Consider the following 20,980-nt stretch of genomic DNA (forward strand, 5'->3'; position numbering starts at 1 on the left):
TTTCATACGGCTCATCATGAAGAAGCTCGCTCTGCCAAGCGCGTGCGTCGCGTGTGTGGTGTGTGTCGTGTGCACGAGCGCGGCGCTCGCAACGGATGCGCCCGTCGCGGCATCCGATGCGGCATCGGAACCCAAGACGCTGAAAGAGCGTCTCGGCGACAAAGCCAGCGACGAACAGCGCGTCGACAATTGCCACGTTCCAGCCGCGCAGCGCGGCACGAAAGTTCGTCCCGACACATGCGTGCCCTGAAACGTGCGCGATTGTGATACCTTCGGTCGGATGAACCATCCGGTACAAATTCAGGAACCAGCCTTGTCTTCGACTCAAGCATCGTCCGTCCTGCGCCTCGGCATTCTCGGCGGCGCGAACATCGCCCGGCAATTCACGCGTGACGTGCGGCCGAGCGAGCGCGTGCGCGTCGTCGCGGTCGCGAGCCGCAGCGACGACAACGCCAAGGCGTTCGCCGAAGCGAACGGCATTGCAACGTGGTTCGGCAGTTACGATGCGCTGCTCGCGAGCCCGGATATCGACGCGGTCTACATTCCGTTGCCTAACAGCCTGCATGCCGAATGGGCGATCAAGGCGGCGGACCACGGCAAGCACATCCTGTGCGAGAAACCGCTCGCGCTCGATCGCGACGAAGCCGCGCGCATGTTCGACGCGGCCGACCGCAACGGTGTGATGCTGCTGGAAGCATTCCCGTACTACTTCCAGCCGCAGACCACGGCGATGATGACGTTGATCGGTGAAGGCGCGATCGGCGACGTGCGCGCGATTCAGGCGAGCTTCGGCTTCACGGTCGGCAATCCGGGCGCGAACATCCGCATGAAGCCGGAACTCGGCGGCGGCGCGCTGCTCGATGCGGGCAGCTATCCGCTGAGCCTCGTGCGTCTCGTGATGGGCTGCGCGCCGCAACGTGTGGAAGCTATCGCGACATGGGCGGACAGCGCGGTCGACATCAGCCTCATGACGACGCTCATTTATGCCGATGGCCGCCGCGCGCAAGTCTCGTGTTCGATGGACGCGGCGAATCATCGGTACGCGACGATCATCGGCACGCAGGGCACCATCGACACCGAGTATCTCAATCACACGAGCGCGCAGCACGCGGGCGATGAATACGGCTATCTGCCGAGCCAGTTGCGCGTGCGTCGCGGCATTCCCAACTCGGTGCCGTTCGAGTTGATCGAGTCCGATACGGGCAGCGGCTTTCTGTTCGCGGCGGAGCGCTTCGCGCACATGGTCGCCACGCGCGATGCCGCCGCGATCGAGTACTACGCGCAAGTCAGTCTCGACAACGCCGCGACGCTCGCGGCGGTCATCGAAAGCGCGCGCAGCGAACGTCCCGTTACGCTCTGACGCGCGCGCGTGCGACTCAAGCGCGCTTGACGATCACGACTTCCATATACTCGCTCGGCACGACGAGCGACGACGGTCCCGCCACGTTGCATCGTTCGAGCAGGCCGATGATCTCGCGTTCGAGTTCGGCCGCTTTCATGGTATCGAGCGCCGCGAACGCGCGATGCACCGGCCCGTAGAAGTCGCGGAACACTTGCAGCCAGTGCGCGCTCGATTCGTAGCGCATGTTGAAGTGCCTGCGCACGCAACGGATATCGGCCGCCTCGGCGCCGAAAAGCGCGACGAGATGCGGCTCGGTGCCCCATAAGGCGGGCGATTGCAGTCCCGCGGGCGGCGGCACGTAACCACCGATGATCTTGAACAACTGGCCGATGAAACCCTCGGGCGTCCAGTTCGCCATGCCGATGCGGCCGCCGCGCTTCGCTACGCGCATCATCTCGCTTGCGGGACGCGTGTGATCGGGCGTGAACATCGCGCCGAACGTGGAGAGCACGACATCGAAGCTGTTGTCGTCGAAGGGCAGTGCTTCCGCATCGGCGACTTCGAAGGCGACTGAAAGCCCTTCGGCCTGTGCGCGCATGCGGCCTTTATCGAGCAGCGTGGGAACATAATCCGTCGATGTCACGTGCGCGAAGCGGCGCGCTGCGGCGAGCGTCGCGTTGCCGTTGCCGGCGGCGATGTCGAGCACGCGCTCGCCGGCGCGCAGGTCGATCGCTTCGGCCAGCATTTCGCCGACGATCTGCAACGTCGTGCCGATCACCGCGAAGTCGCCGCTGGCCCACGTGGCCTGCTGGCGTGCCTTGATCGCGGCGAAATCGGGTTGCGCGGAGGTCGTGGCTTCGTCGCAGACTGCGGATGTATTCAACGCATGCATGGTTCCTTCTCCAGATCGAAGATGAGAGGTCGAGCATCGCCCTGATGGCGGGCACGTGCAGTATCCCGTTACCATCGCATCGACGCCTGTCCGCGAGTCGCCGCGAATTGACCGTTCGTCCGCTTCGTCTTCGCGCCGCGTCCTGTCGATGCATGCGTTTCGCGGGAGCCGACATGAGCCACGACATCCTCTCCGATGTACTGCGCACGGTGCGCCTGCGCGGCGCGCTGTTCTTTCACGTGAGCGGCAATCGAAGCTGGGCGGCGGCCGCACCGCCCGCGCGCGATATCGCGAGCATCGTCATGCCGGAGTGCGAGCACGTGATGGAGTATCACGTCGTCACGCATGGAAGCTGCTGGGGCGCGATCGACGGCGAGGCGCCGGTCAGGCTCGCGAGCGGCGACATCATCGTATTTCCGCACGGCGACGCGCACGTGATCTCGAGTGCGCCGGGCGTTCGCGCCGAGATCGACGTTGCGGCGCTGTCGGCGAAGATCGATCAGTTGCCCTTCACGCTGACCTACGACGCGGTCGAAGCGCGCAACAATCCCTCTCCCGACGATCCCTATGAAACGATGCTGGTATGCGGCTTTCTCGGCTGCGATCTGCGTCCGTTCAATCCGCTGATCGCGACATTGCCGCGCCTTTTGCACCTGAAGGAGAGCGGCGGTCAGGGCTGGATCAGTCACTTCATGCAGCAGGCCGTCGCCGAATCGCGCTACAAGCGGCCGGGCGGCGAAGCGATGCTCGAACGCATGAGCGAAATGATGTTCGTCGATGCCGTGCGCCGTTACGTCGACGTGCTGCCCGATGAAAGCCGCGGCTGGCTCGCGGGCCTGCGCGACCGTTTCGTCGGACGCGCGCTCGCGGTCATGCACGATGCGCCCGCGCACGAGTGGACCGTCGAGGAACTGGGCGAGCGCGTCGGTCTGTCGAGATCGGCGCTGCACGAACGCTTCGTCGACATGATCGGCTTGCCGCCGATGCAATATCTCGTCAACTGGCGCATGCAGGTCGCGGCCGGCTTGCTGCGCAATACGAACTCGACGATCGCGGTCGTCGCGCAGGATGTCGGTTATGCATCGGAGGCCGCATTCATTCGCGCGTTCAAGCGTCTGGTCGGCAAGCCGCCCGCAACCTGGCGGCGCGAAAAGAAGCGCGTGGAAGGTGCGACGCAGGAACATTGAGCCGGATTTCGATTCGGGCTAACCGGTGCCGGGCGATCACGGGTTCGAGAAAGCGTTGCGCTAGTGCGCTCCCGTCAACGCGATGACGAGATCGAGAAACGCGCGCGTCTTCGCCGGCGGATGATGCCGCGACGGATAGAACGCATACAGCGGAAAGCGCTCATCGGGCCAGTCGGGAAAGAGATCGACGAGCTTGCCGTCGGCCAGCAGATGTTCGTGACCGAGCAGCAGAATCTGCGCGATGCCGTAGCCCGACAGCAGCGTGCTCAGCATCGTGCCGGGATCGTTGAGCGTGAGACGTCCGCGCGTATCCACGTCGATACGCTTCTTCCTCCGGTGAAACTCCCACACGAACGGCCGCCCCGTTTCGGGATCGCGAAACTCGATGCACGTGTGCTTGTCTTCGACGAGCGCCTGCGGTGTTGCGGGCTTGCCGCGCCGCCTGATGTACGACGGCGCGGCGACCGTACGCACGGGCGTATCGAGCAGCTTGCGCGCGATGAGGCTCGAATCGCGCGGTTCGCCGAAACGCACGGCGAGATCGAAGCCGTCGGCGATCATGTCGCCGAGACGATCGCTCGTGATGAGGTCGAGTTGCAGATCGGGATGCGCCTTCAGGAACGCATCGAGCTTCGGGCCGAGCAATAGCCGCGAGAAGATCGGATCGACGTTCACGCGCAGTCGTCCGCGCACCGCCGTTGCGCCTTCCGATGCCGTGGCCGCCGCTTCCGCGAGACCTGCGAGATGCGGCATCACGTTCTCGAAGAAACGGCGGCCATCGTCGGTGAGCGCGACGCTGCGTGTCGTGCGCTCGAAGAGCCGGATGTGCAGACGCGCTTCGAGGCGCGCGATCGCACGGCTCACGCCCGGTTGCGACATGCCGAGGCGATCACCCGCTGCGGCAAACGTGCCCGCATCGACGATGGCCGCGAATACGCTGATGCCGTTGAGGGTGCGCTCGTTGAAGCCGGACATTCATGCCTCCGTGTCATGGATGGACCGGCATTCATGATATCGCGGCTCGCAAAAAAAACGGGCCCCGAAGGGCCCGGCAAATCACTCCAACACGGTCGAATCATGCGTGATGCGCTTTGGCCACTTTTTCGACGGACATCGAATCGGCGCGCAGGCGATCGTACTCTTGCTGGCTCATCGGCACGGCGTCCTTCTTGCCGAGATCGTTCAGGCGGACGCGATACGTTTCACGCGCAGAGTACGCCGCGATTGCCGCGATGACCGTCACGCCGAACGCAATCGCGCCGACTGTCAGCGGGATGTTGTTCGATCCCGGCGGCGCGACCGCTGCGAAGAGCGCGGGCAAGAGTGCGGTGATCGTCGTGCCGATGTTCTGCGCGATCGCCATCGCCGAAACACGTGAGCGCGTCGGGAAGAGTTCCGGATAGAAGCTCGGGAAGATCGCGTTATAGCCTTGATACACGACGCCCCACATCAACAGCGACATCAGGAACGCGAGCGGTACGCTGTGAATGCTGATCGCGTAGAGATAGGCGAATGCGAGCACACCCGAGATCAGCGATCCGCCGATCATCATCGGACGGCGGCCGATCTTGTCCGACAGATTGCCGACGAACGGAATCACCAGCACCGCGACGATATTGCCGACCACCGGAATCCACAGATACACGCTCTTGTGAAAGCCGATGCCATACGACGACTGCACCGCGTAGGCCGCGCCGAAGATCGTCGCGACGACGGGAATCACGTTCATCAGCGCCATGCAGACGACGCGGATCATGTCGGGCGTGCTGTTGGCGAACGCGTCCTTGATCGGCGACTTCGGCACGCCGCCATGCGATTCCTCGGACGTGAACGCCGGCGTTTCATGCACTTCCTTACGGATGATGTAGCCCGCGACAAGTACGAAGGCCGACAGCAGGAACGGCACACGCCAGCCCCACGAGTTGAACATGTCTTCCGGCATGAACGTCGCGAGTGGCAGGAACACGGCGGCGGCGAGAATCTGGCCGGCCTGCACGCCTTGCAGCGTGAAGCTCGCGTAGTAGCCGCGACGTCCGAAGGGCGCGTGCTCCAGAATCATCGAGCTCGCGCCGGAGATTTCACCGGCAACCGCGAAGCCCTGCACGAGTCGCAACACGACGAGCAGCGCGGGCGCCGCCATGCCGATCTGGTGATACGTCGGCAGAAGACCGACGGCCATCGTCGAGAAACCCATCAGGAACATGCAGACGAGCAGCACGTTCTTGCGGCCGTGCGTGTCGCCCAGATGGCCGAGCACGAATGCGCCGATCGGACGTGCCACGTAACCTACGCCATACGTCGCGAGCGACGCGATGATCGCCACCTTCGGATTGCCCGACGGGAAGAACAACTGCGGGAAAATGAGTGCGGCGGCCTGGGCGTAAATGAAGAAGTCGTAATACTCCAGCGCCGAGCCGATCCAGCCGCTCGCGGTCGCTTTTTTCGCCTGGCGGCCGCCGTGCGCGTCTTCCTTAGGGCTAGCCATAGAGATGTCTCCGAAATGGGTTTATCGAATTGAGCCTGGAAACTGGCCGAGCGGCGGAGCGTTTTTTGGTTGCCGCCAAACGCGCGCTCTGAAAGTGATTGGAGAATAAGAGCGCAACCCTTTTCGATCAACGTTTTATGATAAATTTTGCGCGATTATCGCACGCAGATGTCCGATAATCGATCGCTTTTGGGGTTAGCACTAGCCATTGGCTTTGATGGATCGCCGAAACACCGGCTGATCCATAACTAAACAAGAATGTCAGCATGACTAAACCGGAACTCGACAAGCGCGACTGGATCGCCGGTCTCGAAAAGGGTCTTGCGATTCTCGAAGCCTTCGACGATCAGCACGCGCGCATGACACCGACGCAGGCCGCCGCGCGCACGGGGCTGACCCGAACGGCCGCGCGGCGTTATCTGCTGACGCTCGCGCATCTCGGCTACGTGCAGACCGACGGCAAGCTCTTCAACCTCACGCCGCGCGTGCTGCGCATGGGCTGGTCGTATTTCGAGTCGGCGCGGCTGCCGCGCATCGTGCAGCCCTATCTGCAGCAGTTGAGCGCGGTGATTCACGAATCGGTGTATGTGAGCGTGATGGATGACTGGGACCTCGTCATCATCGCGCGCAACGGCTCGACGCGCGTGATGACGACGGGCTTCGTGCTCGGCGCGCGCGTGCCCGCCGCGCTGATGTCGGGCGGCATCGCGATGCTTGCGTATATGGACGAGGCATCGGTGCGCGGCTGGCTCGACGCGACCGAGTTCAAACCCTTCACGCCGCTCACGATCACCAACAAGGAAAAGCTCTACGAGAAGATCCGGCAGGCACGCGTCGATGGCTTCGTGGCGATCGAACAGCAGTTGCAGATGGGCGTGCGCGGCGTCGCGGTGCCTATCAAGAATCGTCATGGCGAAGTGGTGGCGGCGTTGTCGGCGAACATGCCGATCGGGAAAGAATCGCCCGAAGCCGCGCTTGTCCGCGTGTTGCAGCCGTTGCAGGAGACGGCCTTGTCGATGCTGAATGTGATCTGAGCGCGTTGAGGTGAGGGTTTTCGGGAGTGTGAGTCGGAAGGGCGGCGGGAGCCTTTGTTTGCAAGGGTTTTCAGCGTCGCGAATGATGCAAAGGTGAAGGTTTTCGGGAGCGAGCTGAACGGTCCTCACTTCCACCTAATTGCCCGCCTCTACATTGCTTGTCACGGTTGAAGCGTCAAACGCGCGCGACCGCAGTCACACATCGACGAGGAAAAGGGGAATCGACATGACTCAACTCACCGCACAACGCACCGGCTTGCTTCTCAAACTCTCGGCGGCGACCGTCGTCACGGCGCTGTCGCTCGGCGTCGGTTCCGCGCCGGTCTACGCACAAGCAATGCCAGCGGATAACGATATCGCCGTTCACGTGCAACCGGTCGACATGCGCGCATTGCACGGCCAGTTGAGCCTCACGCCCGATCAGGAAGTGCAATGGCAAACGGCATTGCAGACGATGCAGCAAAGCCATTCCACCGAGCGCATGAACGCGGATCAGATGCAGGCGCGCATGCAATCGATGTTGCAGCGGCCGATCCTCGATCTCTCCGCATTGCACGCGCTGCACGCGAGGGCCGAGCAACAGGACGCGCCGCTCGCGGATCAATCGGCGAAAGCATGGCTCGAGTTCTACAGCGGCCTCACCGATCAGCAGAAGAAGACCTTCAGCGATGCGATGCGGCCGCAGTTCGAGAACATCGCGCATCATCCGGCGCGTCCGTACGATCCGCGCACCGGACTCTGACGCGATGACGCTCAGGATGCGCCCGTGAAGATCGGGCCTTGTCCGCCCGGCACGAACGCGGGCGTCGCATGGTCGGCGTGCGCGCCCGCATCGCGCGCGGCCGACGCCGGCGCCGGATCGCGCAGCGTCACAGCGGTCTCCGGCGTGATCGGCACGCTTGGTTGGGCGAGCAGTTCGGTCTTGCGCATCGAGCCCGCCGACGTCCCGAAGTAATAGCCGATGATGCTGATCCACGCGGTCCCGAGCGCGCCGACGACGACGTTCACGAGATCGCGATTGGCTTCGGGCAGCGCGCGCAGCGCCATCAGCAGCAGGATGCCGAAGAAGCCGCCCGTCACCGCCATCGCGAGAAACTTGGGCACCCAGTCCTTGTTCGCGATACCCATCGCGCGCGCATCGGCGCGATCGCCCGCCGCGATGCGCGCCATGTCCGCTTCGAACGACAGACGCGCCTGCGCCGCCGCCACCACGAGTTGTTGCAGCTGCAACGAGTTCGCGCTTTCCGCCTGACTTATCTTGTCGAGTGCCGCGGGATCGTTGAGCGCGGTCTCGACGATATCGGGATCGTTAGGCGTACCAAGCGCATGCGATATGATCGCCGCCGCCGTGCTCACGCCGAGACCGACCGGCCCACCGATAAGACCCGCCAGAAGAGGCGCCTTCGCGCCGATCGTTGCCGCCACTTTTGACCAGTCCATCATGCTGCTCCCAGAAGAAGATTCGTCGCCATGCGCTCGGTCCAGCCGCGGCTGAACGTCGGCCATGCATGCAGGCCCTTCAGATATCGCAGCCGATACGCGACGAAGCGCAGCACGAAGCGCATCGGATCCGCGGCCTTCACGGCATCGACGGTATCGGGACCGAACTTGCCGTCTTCCTTCGCGCCCGATGCCTTCTGCATCCACAGCACGACGAGGCCGCCGTTGTAGTTCGCATCGAAAACCTGGAACGCCACGCGCGGATCGAATTCGTCGAGATGCAGCGGGTCCCAGTACTTCTGCTTCGCGATGCGCTTCGCGAGGTCGAGCGGCAAGTCCTTCATCGCGCCCGCATAGCCATAACCGCGCGCGACGCGCGCCGTCACGCCCCACATCGTTTCGCCACCCGGGTCCGCCGGATGGAACGAGTAGCCGCCTTCGCTGCCTATCAGCGCCTGGAAGGCGTCATCGAAGTTGTTCATGGTGATCTCCTTGGCGCCTGCGCGTGCCGCCGGAAGCTCGCGAGAATCACACTGCGGCGCCGGAAGAAACGGGCCGGCACTCGAGGCGCCGGCCCGGTCGCGTCAAGCAGTGGCAGGCAGTCATGACGCGACGGCACAGCCTTATGCATCGGCTATGCCAGCGTGTGTATCGAAGGCGTTCGAGCCTTGTGCGGCAAGGCGCGCACGGCGCCATGAACATGCGCGCAAATAAGCGGACCGTCGCGCCCGCGCCAACGTTTTTTGCGTGCGCGTGTTCGTCTCGAACCAACATGCCTGGCTCATTCGATGCTCATTGTCCGCGCCTACGATGCAACTCAACCGGGCGGCGCGTTCTTTCATCGACACCATCGCACTGCCCTTCGTTGACGACCTTTCATCGAGGAGTAATGCCATGCGCCACTATCCATCGGACAGTCCCCGCGCGGCGGCGCGCATCGTCGTGATGTCGCTGATCGCGGACGGGCATATCGGCAGTGCGGAAATCGAAGAGCTCGAACGGCGCGGCTTTTATGCGCGGCTCGGGCTTTATGCGGGCGAGTTGCACGAAGTCGTGCGCGAAGTCTGCGAAGACCTCACGCGATGTTCGTATCTCACATGGGACGACGTGTGCCGCGTCGATCCGCATGTCTTGCAGCAACTCGCGCATGAAGTATCCGATGAACACATGCGGCGCAACGTGCTCATGCTGTGCGAATCGGCGGTGGTCGCGGACGGCGTCATGACCTGCACCGAAGCCGCCGTGATCGATACGGTGAAGCGCGCATGGCGCATGCACTGAAACGCGCGACATCGACTGGAGATGACATCATGCAACAGCACATTCTTGTCGCAGTGGGACCGGATGGCAGCCATGCCGCGCTCGCGCTCGGCATTGCGCGGGCCCGCGAATGCAACGCGCGCCTCACGGCGCTTCACGTAGTGGATCGTGCGCCGTTCTGGGCGGTATCGTCCGCGCAATACGACTTCGGCGCGGCGCTCGCGCATGTCGACGAACTCGCGCGCGAAGTCGAGAAGCGCACATTGCAGGCGATACGCGCGTCGAGCATCAACGGCGTCTGCGTGACGATGGACCTGCCGTGCGGCACGACGCTCGCGCGCGTGATCGCACAGGCAGCGCGCGAGTTCGATGCAAATCTCATCGTGATCGGCCGCGCGCGTTCGACGCACTGGCGCTTCTGGGAAGAGCGCGTCGCCGATGCCGTGAGCCACTATAGCAATCGCCGCGTGCTGATCGCATCGAATCGTGCGGACTCTATGGACCATGCAGCGGGCTTTGAAGCGCGCTTTGAAGCGGGCGTTGAAACAAAAGCGACACCGTTACGTTTTACCATCGTCGATTCGACTCAGCGCACAACCACTTCACCGTACAGTTCGAGAGGAAGCTCGCCATGCCGGATCGCATCGTCAAACCGTCCCGACGCACCTTGCTGAAGGGTCTCGTATCCGGCACGGGGCTCGCGCTCACGGGCGCGGGTCTCGCCGATGCGCTCGCGCAAGGCGTCGCGCCCGCCGTCGTCACCGCCGACAAGCTGCGCCCGCAACTGCCCGGCGGCGTGATGAGCGGCGACGTCACCGCGACGAGCGGCATCGTGTGGAGCCGCGCGGATCGGCCTTCGCGCATGATCGTCGAGTATTCGACGAGCGAGCGCTTCACGACGTTTCAGCGGCGCATCGGACCGGCCGCGCTCGAAGGCAGCGACTTCACGGCGCGCATGGACCTGACCGGACTGCCACCCGGCGCCGATGTGTTCTATCGCGTGCGCTTTGCCGATCTCGTCGATGGCAAGGCGTATAGCGAACCGGTGACGGGACGTCTGCGCACGGCATCGATCGATGCCAGCAAGCCCATCTGCTTCGTCTTTTCCGGCGATGAAGCGGGGCAGGGCTGGGGCATCAACGAACGCTTCGGCGGTTATCGCATCTATGAAGCGATGCGCCGTGAAGCGCCGGATTTCTTTATTCACCAGGGCGATCAGATCTATGCGGACAGCGTGATCGAACCGGAAGTGAAGCTGCCCGACGGCACGATGTGGACGAACATCGTCACCGAAGGCAAGTCGCATGTCGCACAGACGCTCGACGATTACCGCGCGGCCTTCGCCTACAACCAGCTCGACAAGAACAAGCGCCGCTTCGCCGCCGAAGTGCCGTTCCTCGTGCAATGGGACGATCACGAAGTGCGCAACAACTGGTATCCGGGTCAGGTGATCGGCGAAGCGGAAAAGCGTTACCAGACGCGTTCGATCAACCTGCTCGAGGCGCGCGCGAAGCAGGCGATGTTCGAATACAACCCGTATCGCATCAATCAACTCGATCCGGAACAGGTGTATCGCGGCTTTCAGTTCGGCCCGCTGCTCGACGTGTTCATGCTCGACGAGCGTTCGTATCGCGGTGCGAATTCGCCGAACAGGCAGACGCGTCTCGATGCCGGTTCGGCGTTTCTCGGCTCGCAACAAACGGCGTGGCTGAAGGCATCGCTGAAGGCGTCGCGTGCGACGTGGAAGGTCATCGCGAGCGATATGCCGATCTCGCTCGTCGTGCCCGATGCGAACCCCGACGTGCCCAAAGGCAACTACGAGGCATGGGCCAACGCGGACAATGGCGCGCCGTCCGGCCGCGAACTGGAGCTTGCCGACATCCTGCGCTTCATCAAGCAGGAAGACATCAAGAACGTCGTGTGGATCACGGCGGACGTGCACTACGCCCAAGCGGCGCATTACGATCCGTCGCGCGCGAAGTTCACGGAGTTCAAGCCGTTCTGGGAATTCGTCGGCGGTCCGATCAACGCGGGCACGTTCGGACCGAACGATCTCGACATGACCTTCGGCCCGGAACTGCGCTATGTGAGCGTGCCGAAGGACAATCCGCAGAACCGTTCGCCCGCGGCCATGCAGCAGTTTTACGGCCGCGCGAAGATCGATCCGGCGAGCCGCGCGCTGACCGTTTCACTGCACGATCTCGACGGCAAGCCGCTCTACGAAGTAAAGCTCGACGTCGAAGCGTGAGTGCGGTCTAGGCGGCGAGCTTCGCCGCCAGTTCGGCGACGTGCTTGCCCTGATAGCGCGCGATATCCAGTTCGTTCTGCGACGGCTGGCGGCTGCCGTCCGACGACGCGAGCGTGGTCGCGCCGTAGGGCGTGCCGCCGGACACTTCGCTCATGTTGGTGAGGCCCGCGCACGCATACGGCACGCCGACGATCACCATGCCGTGATGCAAAAGCGTCGTATGGAACGATGTGATCGTGGTCTCCTGGCCGCCGTGTTGCGAAGCCGTCGACGAAAATACGCTGCCGATCTTGCCGACGAGCGCGCCTTTCACCCACAGTCCGCCCGTCTGGTCGAGAAAGGTGCGCATCTGGCCGGCCATGTTGCCGAAGCGAGTGGGCGTGCCGAAGATGATCGCGTCGTAATCGGCGAGTTCGTCGACGGTCGCGACCGGCGCCTGTTGATCGAGCTTGACGCCGATCTTCGCGGCCTGATCGGCGGGAATGGTTTCGGGCACCCGCTTGAGCGTAACTTCCGTGCCCGCGACGCCGCGCGCGCCTTCGGCTATCGCCTGAGCCATCGTTTCGACGTGGCCGTACATCGAATAATAGAGAACCAGAACTTTCGCCATGATGTGTCCTTGTGAGAGGGGCGGGTGCGCATTCAAAGATAGCATCGGCGAGTGCATACGCAAGTAACTGGCCTGCCCGGGAAAATGCGAAGCGTTCATGGACGCGTGCGCATTGGCTGACGACACTGTCGAACCCGACACCGGAGACGCAACGTCATGAACGGCCACGCCTTGCTCAGCGCGAATCTGCTCATCGCTTATTCGGCGTATTTCGTCGGCACGGCGAGTCCCGGACCGAGCAATCTCGCGATCATGTCGATCGCGAGCACGTCGGGGCGGCGCGCGGCCTTCGCGTTCGCGGCGGGCGTGATGTCCGGCTCCTTTTTCTGGGCGATGCTCGCCGCGCTCGGCCTTTCCGCCGCGCTGACGGCGTATTCGGGCTTTCTCGCCGGCGTGAAGATCTGCGGCGGGCTGTATCTTCTATGGCTCGCGTTCAAATCGGGACGCGCGGCGTTCAAGCCGCCGCTGCGCGCGTCGTCGGCCGGCGCGCGGGTCCAGAGCGTTCGCAAGCTGTATACGCGTGGCGCATTGCTGCATCTCACCAATCCGAAAGCGATTCTCGTGTGGATGTCGGTGGCGGCGCTCGGATCGTCGGCGGGCGAAGGGGCGGGACATATGCTCGTCGTCGTCGCGGGATGTCTGTGCATCGGCGTGTGCGTGTTCGGCAGCTATGCCGCGCTCTTCTCGATGGCCGCCGCGCGGCGTATCTACACGCGCATCCAGCGCGGCCTCGACGCGTGTCTCGCGCTCGCGTTCGGACTGGCGGGCCTGCGTCTGCTGACGTCGCGCGTGTAGCGGATTTGCCGCACTTTTTCGGTTCGGCTTTGCATCCGGGCGATCGGCGGCTACGCTCGATCCAGACGTCCGAACCGACCCTGGAACGATGCCGACCGACGATCCTCCCCGAAGCGCCCGTCCGCTATCGCACGAAAGCGCCGCCGCCGCCGCCGTGGGCGAATTCATGCACATGGTCCGCGACGCATTCGCCGCGCTCGGGCGCGAACTCATCGCGATCAGACCGACGCCCGCGCGCGCGCTCTTCGCCACGCAGGCGATGCTGTCCGTCGGGCTTGCCGTCGCGCTCGCCTACGCTTTCCATCTGAGCAACATCTGGTGGGCCGCGATCAGCGGCTTCGCGGTGATGCAGTCGAAGTTCTCGGCGTGCGCGCAGCGCGGCGTGCATCGCGTGGTCGGCACGATCGCGGGCGCGCTGATCGGCGCGGTGGCCGGCTCCATCATCGGCGATGTGCCGTGGATCTTCGTGCCGCTGCTCGGGGCGATCGTCGGCATGTCGGTGTTTCGCGCGCTCGTCTCGGACGCGGGCTACGCGTGGGTGCTCGGCGGCGTGACCGCGCTGATGGTGACCTTCGAGGCGCATCGGCTCGTGTCGGCGGGCGCGACGGCGTCGTTCGCGCTCTTGCGCGTCGCGGAAGTGATCGTCGGGACGGTGGCGTGCGTGGGCGTGTCGGCGCTCTTTCATGCGGGCGTGCAGCACTATCGGAAGACGCGCGGGGCGCGGCCGGTGCCGCGCGCGCAGGCGGCATCGACGGTAGACAGAGTCGATGGCGTCAACGCGCAAAGCGTGACCGTGATGCCTTCCGATGCCGCCCAGGCCGTGCAGGCGCTCGATGCGGCGCATGTCGCGGGCGCCGCGCAAATCGCCCTCGCGATGCGCAAGCGTCTCGCGTGGCAAGGCGCGTGGTCGGTGATGATCCTCGCGTCGCTCGCCTATGCATGGAATCTGCCCGGCTTCGCGCAGTCGATGGTGACCGCGGTCGCCGTGCTGATCCTGCCCGCATCGGCGCTCGGCAAGCCGACGAACAAGCCCGTTGCGGAACGCATGATTCAGCGTTTCATCGGCTGTCTGCTCGCGGGTGCGGTGAGTCTCGCGCTGCTGCCGTTACTCGGCGACAACCCGCTCGCCTGCATGATTGCGCTATGCGCAGGCGTGTGGATCGGCTGTCACGTGCAGACGGGAACGCAAGGCGCAAGCTATGTCGGACGGCAGTTCTGCATCGCGTTCATCATGGTGTTCGTGCAGGATCACCATTGGTCGTCCGATCCGATGCCCGCGCTGATGCGGCTCGAAGGCATTCTGGCGGGAATCGTTGTGTTGTCGGCGGTGATGGCGGCGGGCGCGGCGTGGGCCTCGAAACGAGCGCCGCGCGCCGCGATGCGTTGAAGCCGCTTCAGCGCATCAAGCTTCTTCCGCCCAGGCGAGATTCTCCCGCGCCATCAACGCGCTCGACGCCGCCGGTCCGAATGTCCCCGCCGTATAACCGCGCGGACGGTCGCCCAGTTCCTTCCAGCCGTTCAGAATCGGCTCGACCCACGTCCATGCCGCTTCCAGCTCGTCGCGGCGCATGAAGTGCGTGAGACGGCCGCGAATCACGTCGATGAGCAGGCGCTCGTACGCCTCCGCGCGCCGCTGCGTCATGGCCTGCTGCAAGTCGAGATTGAGCGTGACCGGCTGCATGTGCATGCCGCTGCCCGGCTCCTTCGCCATCATCTGAAGCTGGATCGACTCTTCGGGCTGCAGCGTGATCGTCAGGCGGTTGCCGTAGTGACGCGGGCCATCGGGAATGATCGAGAACGGCAGGTCCGCAAAGTCGATGACGATCTCCGAGCGGCGATTCTGCATGCGCTTGCCGGTGCGCAGGAAGAACGGCACGTTGGCCCAGCGCCAGTTGTTGATATGCGCGCGCAACGCGACGAACGTTTCCGCGCGGCTGTCGGCGGGGACGTTCTGCTCTTCGAGATAACCCTTCACCGCCTCGCCGCCGACCGCGCCCGCCGTGTACTGGCCGCGCACGGTGTCGCGGGCGATATCGGCGACGCTCATCGGCCGCAGCGACTTGAGCACCTTCAGCTTCTCGTCGCGCACGGCGTCCGGATCGAGCGATACCGGCGGCTCCATCGCCACGATGCACAACAGTTGCAGCAAGTGGTTCTGCACCATGTCGCGCAGGGCGCCCGTGTGATCGTAGAAGCCCGCGCGGCTGCCGACGCCCACCGTCTCCGACACCGTGATCTGCACGCTCTTGATGTACGGCGCCTGCCACAGCGGGCCGAAGATCGCATTGCCGAAGCGCAGCACCATCAGGTTCTGCACGGTTTCCTTGCCGAGATAATGGTCGATGCGATAGATCTGCTCTTCCTTGAAGTGCTTGCCGACCGCATCGTTGATGGCGCGCGCCGACGCGAGATCGTGGCCCAGCGGCTTCTCGAGCACGACGCGCGCGTGATCGTCAAGGATGCCGGCGGTATCGAGGTTTTCGCAGATGGTCACGAACAGTTCCGGCGACGTCGACAGATACAGCACGCGTTGCGAGCCGGGGCGCACGGCCTGCGCGAGACGCTGGAAATCGCCCGGATTTTCGACGTCGACACGCACGTAGTCGAAGAGCGCGAGAAATTTATCCCACGACTGCGCATCGAACACCTTGGCGTCGATGAACGGACGCGCCTGCTCTTCCATGAAGTTCTTGAGGTAATCCTCGCGCGTCCAGTCCTTGCGGCCGATCGCGAGAATGCGCGTCTCGGCGGGCAGGTTGCAGTGCGTGTGCGCCATGTAGAGCGCCGGCAGCAGCTTGCGCGCCGCCAGGTCTCCGCCGCCGCCGAAGATGATCATGTCGAGCGGGCGTTCATTCGAGGGAGAAGTTGGATTCGTCATGGTGCGTGAGCCGATAAAGGTTCAGGAAAAGCCGAAAGCGCGGGCGATCGGTGCGATCGTTCGAGACAGCTATGTTGCATGTTTTGCCGGCATTTTGCACGGCAGTCGTGCTAACGGCCGTTCGATTTGCCGGGCGATGAACGATTTGTCACCGATGGCGCGGCTGTTTAGCGCGTTCATTGCAACGAATCGTCCGCGCGCAGCGTGGCCACGGCGAGATCGAGGAACGCGCGCACCTTCTGCGTGACGTGGCGGCCCTCGCGATGCACGAGATGAATCGGCAAGGGCGGCGGCTCGAACTCTGGCAGCACGATGGCGAGCCGCCCATCGCTCACGTGCTGCGCGACCTGATACGACATCAGCCGCGCGATGCCGAAATCCGCGAGCGCGGCGGCGATGGCCGAATCGTTGGTCGTCGTCGTGAAGCGCGCGTGCGAGCGCACGAGGATTTGCCGCTCGCCATCGTAGAGACGCCATTCCGGCGATGTCGACGCGCCCGTCGACGCGATGACGACATGATCCGCGAGCTCGTCTGGATGACGCGGCGTACCGTGCGCCGCCAGATACGCGGGCGATGCGCAAAGCACGCGCCGCACGCGCCCGACGTTGATCGCCTGCAACGACGAGTCCGGCAGTTGTGCGATACGCACCGCCACGTCGATGCCCTCGTCGACGAGATTCACGACGCGATCGACGAACCAGCAGTTCGCATCGGCTTCGGGGTAACGGCGCAGATAGTCGAGAACGATCGGCGTGACGTGCAGCCGGCCGAACATCACCGGCGCGGTGATCGAAAGCAGGCCGCGCGGCGACGAATGCGTGCCGGTCGCGGAAAGTTCGGCGTTATCGATTTCGCCGAGAATGCGGCGGCAGTCCTCGAAGTAGCCGCTGCCCGCGTCGGTGAGACGCACGACGCGCGTCGTGCGCGTGAGCAGGCGCACGCCCAGATGTTCCTCGAGTTCCGTCACGACGCGGCTCACGACGGATGGCGACACGTCGAGCTTGCGCGCCGCCGATGCGAAGCCGCCGGTTTCGACCACCGTGACGAAGGTCGTCATTGCCTGTAAACGGTCCATGAGAATGCACGGCGTGCGGCCTTGAAAGATGCCGTGCATTCTCGGGGATATGCGCGCGAGGCACAATCGTCACAGATCCAGTTCGAGCGCGTCTCCTTCGGCGGCCGGCATCGCGCAGCAGATCAGCGCTTCTTCATCGCCGACATGGAACGCCGGTTCGCTTTCGTACGACACCGCGCCCTTCACGACGCGCGTTCGGCATGTCCCGCACGTGCCGCCGCGGCAGTTGAATTCGGGCGACAAACCGCTCGCCTCCGCGAGTTCCAGCAACGTGCCGCTGCCCGGCTTCCATTGCGCGCTCGCGCCCGACTTGACGAATTCGATCTTCACCGGCCCCGTTGCGGCAGGGCGCAGCGGCTTCACGTCCGCGCCGCGATCCGCCGTTCGCTTGAGCGCCGATGGACCGAACGCTTCGGCATGCACGCGCGCATCGGCGACGTTGAGCGCGCGCAGGCCATCGTAGATCGATTGCATGAACGCGCCCGGCCCGCACAGATAAAAGTCGTAGTCGTTGAAGGGCAGACGGCTCGTCAGCAGATCGATGTCGATGCGCCCCGACACGTCGTAATCGCGATCGAGCTGCGCGCCGTTCGTGTCGCTCAGCACGCGGATCACGGTCACCGCTCCGCCTGCGCTTTGCGCGAGCGCGTCGATCTCACGCGAGAACGCGCGGCTCGCGAGCGAATGCGCCGACACGATCATCCACACCGGACGCACGCGGCGCTTCCTCAATCCTTCGTAGACGACATGCCGCAGCATCGCGAGCATCGGCGTGATGCCGACGCCCGCTGCCATCAGCACGGCAGGGCGCTGCTCCAGCGCATCTATCGTGAAGTCGCCGGCGGGCGCGCGCGCTTCGATCACATCGCCCGCTTTCAGCGTGTCGTGCAGATGCGCCGACACGCGTCCGTCGCGCTTCACGCTGATGCGATACACGCCGTCCGACGGCGCAACCGAGAGCGTGTACGTGCGAATCTGCGGCTTCGCATCGCCCGGCAGCGACACGCGGATCGGCAGATGCTGACCCGCCTTGTGCGGCACGATGCCCGCGCCGTCCGCCGGTTCGAGGTGGAACGAGCGGATTGCATCGCTTTCATCGACGACCTTGCTCACGCGAAAAGTGCGCCACACGTTCGCGAGCGCCGACGCCTTCAGGCGCTCGGCCACTTGTGCCCAGTCGCCCGTCATCAGCGAATTGGGCGATGCGCCGCCGCTACGCGCTTTCCATCGCAAGGGCAGCGCCGCTTCACGATAAAACACGCGGCGCGGCGTGAAGCGCCACAACCGCTCCGCGCCCTGAAACGCTGCGGTTTCGGGCGAATCGAGCAGGACTTTGGCGTCGCCCGCGAGTTGCAGCACGTCGCCGGTTTCGAAGTCCGCGAACACGAGTCCCGCGCGAGCGTTCACGAGAATGTTGCCGAGCGTGTTGAAGAAAAGATTGCCCGCGAAATCGGGAATCGTCAGCGAGCCGTCGTCCGACATACGCACGAAACCCGGCTTGCCGCCGCGATGCGAAACGTCCACTTGCCGATGCCCGTCCTCGCGATCGAAATACGACGCGACGAAGAACGTGTCCGCGCCCGCGATCATCTCTTTCGCGCGCGGCGAGAGCGTATCGAGCGCGAGCGGCGCGACGGGCGAGGGCGCGGCCGGATCGCGCACGAACTCGAAATCGCGCAACTGGATGTATTGCGGGCAATTGCCGAAACTCTGCTCGACCGCGACATTGAACACGGCGTTCGCGCCGTCGCGACGAATCGTGCCGTTCATGCGATTGCGCCGGCGCGTGTGCATCTCGATGCCGAGCAGGCCGATCGACGCGCCGTCGTTCATGCCGGCGTCGGCGGGATCGAGCGGATCGCGCGCGTGGCTCATCGACAGCGTCTTCGCGTCGGGCGTGTGCATGAAGCCGGGATGCCCGGCGAGAAGCGTCGCCCACGGATCGCCGTTTTCATCGACCGAGCCCGCGACGATGAACGGCAACTGCGCGAAAAACTGGCGATGTTGCTCCGGCATGTAATCGCGCACGACGCGGCGTCCGACGCCGTCCATGCGTTCGGCGACGCCGAAAGCCTTCTGAATGGCGACTTCGCCGCGATGCCACGGCGAAGGCGTGGCGACCGGTGCGGCATCGGAAAGTGTGGAAGCGGACATGATCGTATGCCTCTTCGGTTCGGGCGCGGCGGCGCGGCGCGATTTCGGCGATGCGCCGCCGCGCTGACTTTACGCCGCGAGACCCGCGGCCGTCTTCTGGAACGCAACGAAGCCCTTCAGCGCTTCGACGCGCGCGAGCCACGCGTTGACGTTCGTGTAGGCGGATAGATCGACGTTGCCTTCCGGCGCGCTCGCGATGTAGCTGTAGAGCGCGACATCCGCAATGGTCGGATGCGCCGTGCCGGTATCGGCGATCCAGTCGCGATTGGCGAGTTCGGCGTCGATCACTTTCAGCACGGCGTGCGCGCGGGCGATGACCTCCGCCGCGTCGAACTTCGCGCCGAACACGGTGATGAGGCGCGCGGCGGCCGGACCGAACGCGATCTGTCCGGCCGCGACCGAAAGCCAGCGCTGCACGGCGGCGGCTTGCACGGGCGTTTCGGGCAGCCAGTCCGATGCGTCGGCTTTCTTCGCGAGATAGACGAGGATTGCGTTCGAATCGGCGATGACCGTGTCGCCATCGACGAGCACGGGAATCTGGCCAAAGCGGTTCAGCCTCAGATAATCGGGCGTCTTGTGCGCGGCGGCGGCGAGATCGACGAAGGTTTCTTCGTGTTCGATGCCAAGCAGGCTCAGGAAAAGACGCGCGCGATGCGAATGCCCGGACAGCGGATGGTAATAAACCTTCATGGCAAGTTCCCTGATTCGGTAGATAGCCGGGAGAGGTCCCGGCCTGTGAATCAAGTATCGGCTCTTGCCTTCAGAAGGAGAATCCCGCCGAATTTCAAATCACTATTCTCGAAACGAGATCAGTGCGCGGACTGCCAGTGGATTATTCACCGCGCGGCACGTTCGCCTTGTTACCCGCGAGCGGCGAGCCGTAACCGCCGCTATTGGCGTTGTTCGGCAGACCGTTGACGAGTTGCGCCCGCGGATCGCTCGGGTTGAGATTGAGTTCGCCGGCCTGCGCATTGCCGTGCGTCGGATACTGGCTGCCGAGCGGCGCGTTCGGCATGAGCTTCGTGCTGTTTTGCGGCGCGTTCATGTCGGTTTCGACGCTCGGATGAAGCTGCGCGTAAGCCGATGTCGCGGCAAAGACCGATGCAATGACAACTGCGGCGCGTGTCGCGGTCACGTTCATGACTGACTCCTTGCAAGGCATGAATCAGTGTAGTCCGCGCGCATGACGAAACCGCGCATCACCCTTCTGCCGACCAGTCCAGCGTTTGTCCTTTCGAGCGCCTACTTCTTGCGCTTCTTAAGTTTTGCCTTGCGCTCGGGCCGCTCGTCGATGATGCGCGCGCGATGCTTGTCCTTCATCTTCTTCCATTGCTTGCACTCGTCCTTCGTGCGAAGGCAGCCGATGCACAGGCCGGTTTTTTCATCGAATTTACAGATGCTGATGCAAGGTGAATCGACCGCCATGATTTCCTTTTTGGTGAGCCGCCGGCCCGTCAATGTCGCACGCGCGCGGTTCGCGCATCCAACTGTTTGTTCCGATGATGTCGATAGAGCACGTTGCGCTCCCGTAGCAGCTCACCCTGAATCGATTGCAGTAAAATCCGGCTCCCGAATAGAC

The 20,980-nt window shown here is 64.1% G+C and carries 22 protein-coding genes; 10 read left to right on the forward strand and 12 right to left on the reverse strand.

All coding sequences use genetic code 11. The annotated features are described in order from the left end of the window. The first annotated feature begins 16 nt into the window (after positions 1–16). On the forward strand, positions 17–250 hold the full coding sequence (locus AWB77_RS13585) for a hypothetical protein (RefSeq protein WP_082852657.1): 234 nt from the start codon (positions 17–19) through the stop codon (positions 248–250). 63 nt (positions 251–313) lie between these two features. Continuing rightward, positions 314–1,360: a Gfo/Idh/MocA family protein gene (locus AWB77_RS13590; protein WP_061134961.1), complete on the forward strand. Its 1,047-nt coding sequence runs from the start codon at positions 314–316 to the stop codon at positions 1,358–1,360. Positions 1,361–1,376: 16 nt separating this feature from the next. Here the strand turns inward: AWB77_RS13590 and AWB77_RS13595 are convergent, their stop codons facing one another. After that, positions 1,377–2,234, reverse strand: coding sequence for a class I SAM-dependent methyltransferase (locus tag AWB77_RS13595; RefSeq protein WP_061134962.1), 858 nt, complete (start codon positions 2,232–2,234; stop codon positions 1,377–1,379). A gap of 173 nt (positions 2,235–2,407) precedes the next feature. On the opposite strand from AWB77_RS13595, the gene AWB77_RS13600 reads away from it, so the two are divergent. Next, positions 2,408–3,421 carry an AraC family transcriptional regulator gene (locus AWB77_RS13600; RefSeq protein WP_061135135.1) on the forward strand — a complete coding sequence of 338 codons (1,014 nt, stop codon included), beginning with the start codon at positions 2,408–2,410 and terminating at the stop codon, positions 3,419–3,421. Positions 3,422–3,481: 60 nt separating this feature from the next. Here the strand turns inward: AWB77_RS13600 and AWB77_RS13605 are convergent, their stop codons facing one another. Then, the gene (locus AWB77_RS13605) at positions 3,482–4,396 is read right to left on the reverse strand and encodes a LysR family transcriptional regulator (RefSeq protein WP_061134963.1); all 915 of its coding nucleotides are present in this window, start codon (positions 4,394–4,396) and stop codon (positions 3,482–3,484) included. Positions 4,397–4,496: 100 nt separating this feature from the next. Continuing rightward, a complete protein-coding gene (locus AWB77_RS13610; protein WP_061134964.1) occupies positions 4,497–5,906 on the reverse strand; it encodes an MFS transporter in 1,410 nt (469 codons plus the stop codon). A gap of 266 nt (positions 5,907–6,172) precedes the next feature. On the opposite strand from AWB77_RS13610, the gene AWB77_RS13615 reads away from it, so the two are divergent. Both AWB77_RS13615 and AWB77_RS13620 read left to right on the forward strand, forming a co-directional pair. Further along, entirely contained in the window at positions 6,173–6,940 is a 768-nt protein-coding gene (locus AWB77_RS13615) for an IclR family transcriptional regulator domain-containing protein (RefSeq protein ID WP_061134965.1), read from the forward strand. A 226-nt stretch (positions 6,941–7,166) separates the two neighbouring features. Continuing rightward, complete coding sequence (locus AWB77_RS13620; RefSeq protein ID WP_061134966.1) at positions 7,167–7,682, forward strand: Spy/CpxP family protein refolding chaperone; 516 nt, start codon at positions 7,167–7,169, stop codon at positions 7,680–7,682. Positions 7,683–7,693: 11 nt separating this feature from the next. Here the strand turns inward: AWB77_RS13620 and AWB77_RS13625 are convergent, their stop codons facing one another. After that, positions 7,694–8,380: a hypothetical protein gene (locus tag AWB77_RS13625; protein WP_061134967.1), complete on the reverse strand. Its 687-nt coding sequence runs from the start codon at positions 8,378–8,380 to the stop codon at positions 7,694–7,696. Then, positions 8,380–8,862 (reverse strand): glycoside hydrolase family 108 protein, encoded by a 483-nt coding sequence (locus AWB77_RS13630; protein WP_061134968.1) that lies wholly within the window; start codon positions 8,860–8,862, stop codon positions 8,380–8,382. Before AWB77_RS13630 ends, AWB77_RS13625 begins: the two co-directional genes overlap by 1 nt. A 412-nt stretch (positions 8,863–9,274) precedes the next feature. Between AWB77_RS13630 and AWB77_RS13635 the strand changes: the two genes are divergently transcribed. From AWB77_RS13635 to AWB77_RS13645, 3 genes are read left to right on the forward strand one after another with little or no spacing between them, the layout of a single operon-like run. Beyond that, entirely contained in the window at positions 9,275–9,661 is a 387-nt protein-coding gene (locus tag AWB77_RS13635; protein ID WP_061135136.1) for a tellurite resistance TerB family protein, read from the forward strand. 29 nt (positions 9,662–9,690) lie between these two features. Then, on the forward strand, positions 9,691–10,314 hold the full coding sequence (locus AWB77_RS13640) for a universal stress protein (protein ID WP_061135137.1): 624 nt from the start codon (positions 9,691–9,693) through the stop codon (positions 10,312–10,314). Continuing rightward, positions 10,272–11,888, forward strand: coding sequence for an alkaline phosphatase D family protein (locus AWB77_RS13645; protein ID WP_061134969.1), 1,617 nt, complete (start codon positions 10,272–10,274; stop codon positions 11,886–11,888). The genes AWB77_RS13640 and AWB77_RS13645 overlap by 43 nt, the downstream gene beginning before the upstream one ends. A 7-nt stretch (positions 11,889–11,895) precedes the next feature. Here AWB77_RS13645 and wrbA read toward each other — a convergent pair whose 3' ends face one another. Next, on the reverse strand, positions 11,896–12,498 hold the full coding sequence (wrbA, locus tag AWB77_RS13650; RefSeq protein WP_008354244.1) for an NAD(P)H:quinone oxidoreductase: 603 nt from the start codon (positions 12,496–12,498) through the stop codon (positions 11,896–11,898). 156 nt (positions 12,499–12,654) lie between these two features. On the opposite strand from wrbA, the gene AWB77_RS13655 reads away from it, so the two are divergent. Together AWB77_RS13655 and AWB77_RS13660 are read left to right on the forward strand one after the other, a co-directional pair. Beyond that, positions 12,655–13,293 carry a LysE family translocator gene (locus AWB77_RS13655; protein WP_061134970.1) on the forward strand — a complete coding sequence of 213 codons (639 nt, stop codon included), beginning with the start codon at positions 12,655–12,657 and terminating at the stop codon, positions 13,291–13,293. An 88-nt stretch (positions 13,294–13,381) separates the two neighbouring features. Beyond that, the gene (locus tag AWB77_RS13660; protein ID WP_061134971.1) at positions 13,382–14,680 is read left to right on the forward strand and encodes an FUSC family protein; all 1,299 of its coding nucleotides are present in this window, start codon (positions 13,382–13,384) and stop codon (positions 14,678–14,680) included. A gap of 15 nt (positions 14,681–14,695) precedes the next feature. Here AWB77_RS13660 and zwf read toward each other — a convergent pair whose 3' ends face one another. The 6 genes from zwf to AWB77_RS13690 all read right to left on the reverse strand — a co-directional run bounded on the left by zwf (position 14,696) and on the right by AWB77_RS13690 (position 20,826). Next, positions 14,696–16,171 (reverse strand): glucose-6-phosphate dehydrogenase, encoded by a 1,476-nt coding sequence (gene zwf, locus AWB77_RS13665; RefSeq protein ID WP_061134972.1) that lies wholly within the window; start codon positions 16,169–16,171, stop codon positions 14,696–14,698. Between the two features lie 176 nt (positions 16,172–16,347). After that, positions 16,348–17,247 (reverse strand): LysR family transcriptional regulator, encoded by a 900-nt coding sequence (locus AWB77_RS13670; RefSeq protein WP_061135138.1) that lies wholly within the window; start codon positions 17,245–17,247, stop codon positions 16,348–16,350. Between the two features lie 69 nt (positions 17,248–17,316). Then, positions 17,317–19,401 carry a 2Fe-2S iron-sulfur cluster-binding protein gene (locus tag AWB77_RS13675; RefSeq protein WP_061134973.1) on the reverse strand — a complete coding sequence of 695 codons (2,085 nt, stop codon included), beginning with the start codon at positions 19,399–19,401 and terminating at the stop codon, positions 17,317–17,319. 69 nt (positions 19,402–19,470) lie between these two features. Further along, on the reverse strand, positions 19,471–20,091 hold the full coding sequence (locus tag AWB77_RS13680; RefSeq protein ID WP_061134974.1) for a glutathione S-transferase family protein: 621 nt from the start codon (positions 20,089–20,091) through the stop codon (positions 19,471–19,473). A gap of 142 nt (positions 20,092–20,233) precedes the next feature. Further along, on the reverse strand, positions 20,234–20,536 hold the full coding sequence (locus AWB77_RS13685) for a hypothetical protein (RefSeq protein ID WP_096031136.1): 303 nt from the start codon (positions 20,534–20,536) through the stop codon (positions 20,234–20,236). A 107-nt stretch (positions 20,537–20,643) separates the two neighbouring features. Then, positions 20,644–20,826, reverse strand: coding sequence for a DUF1289 domain-containing protein (locus tag AWB77_RS13690; protein WP_061134976.1), 183 nt, complete (start codon positions 20,824–20,826; stop codon positions 20,644–20,646). Between the last annotated feature and the right edge of the window lie 154 nt (positions 20,827–20,980).

The sequence above is a fragment of the Caballeronia fortuita genome, assembly GCF_001544835.2.
Lineage (GTDB): Bacteria > Pseudomonadota > Gammaproteobacteria > Burkholderiales > Burkholderiaceae > Caballeronia > Caballeronia fortuita.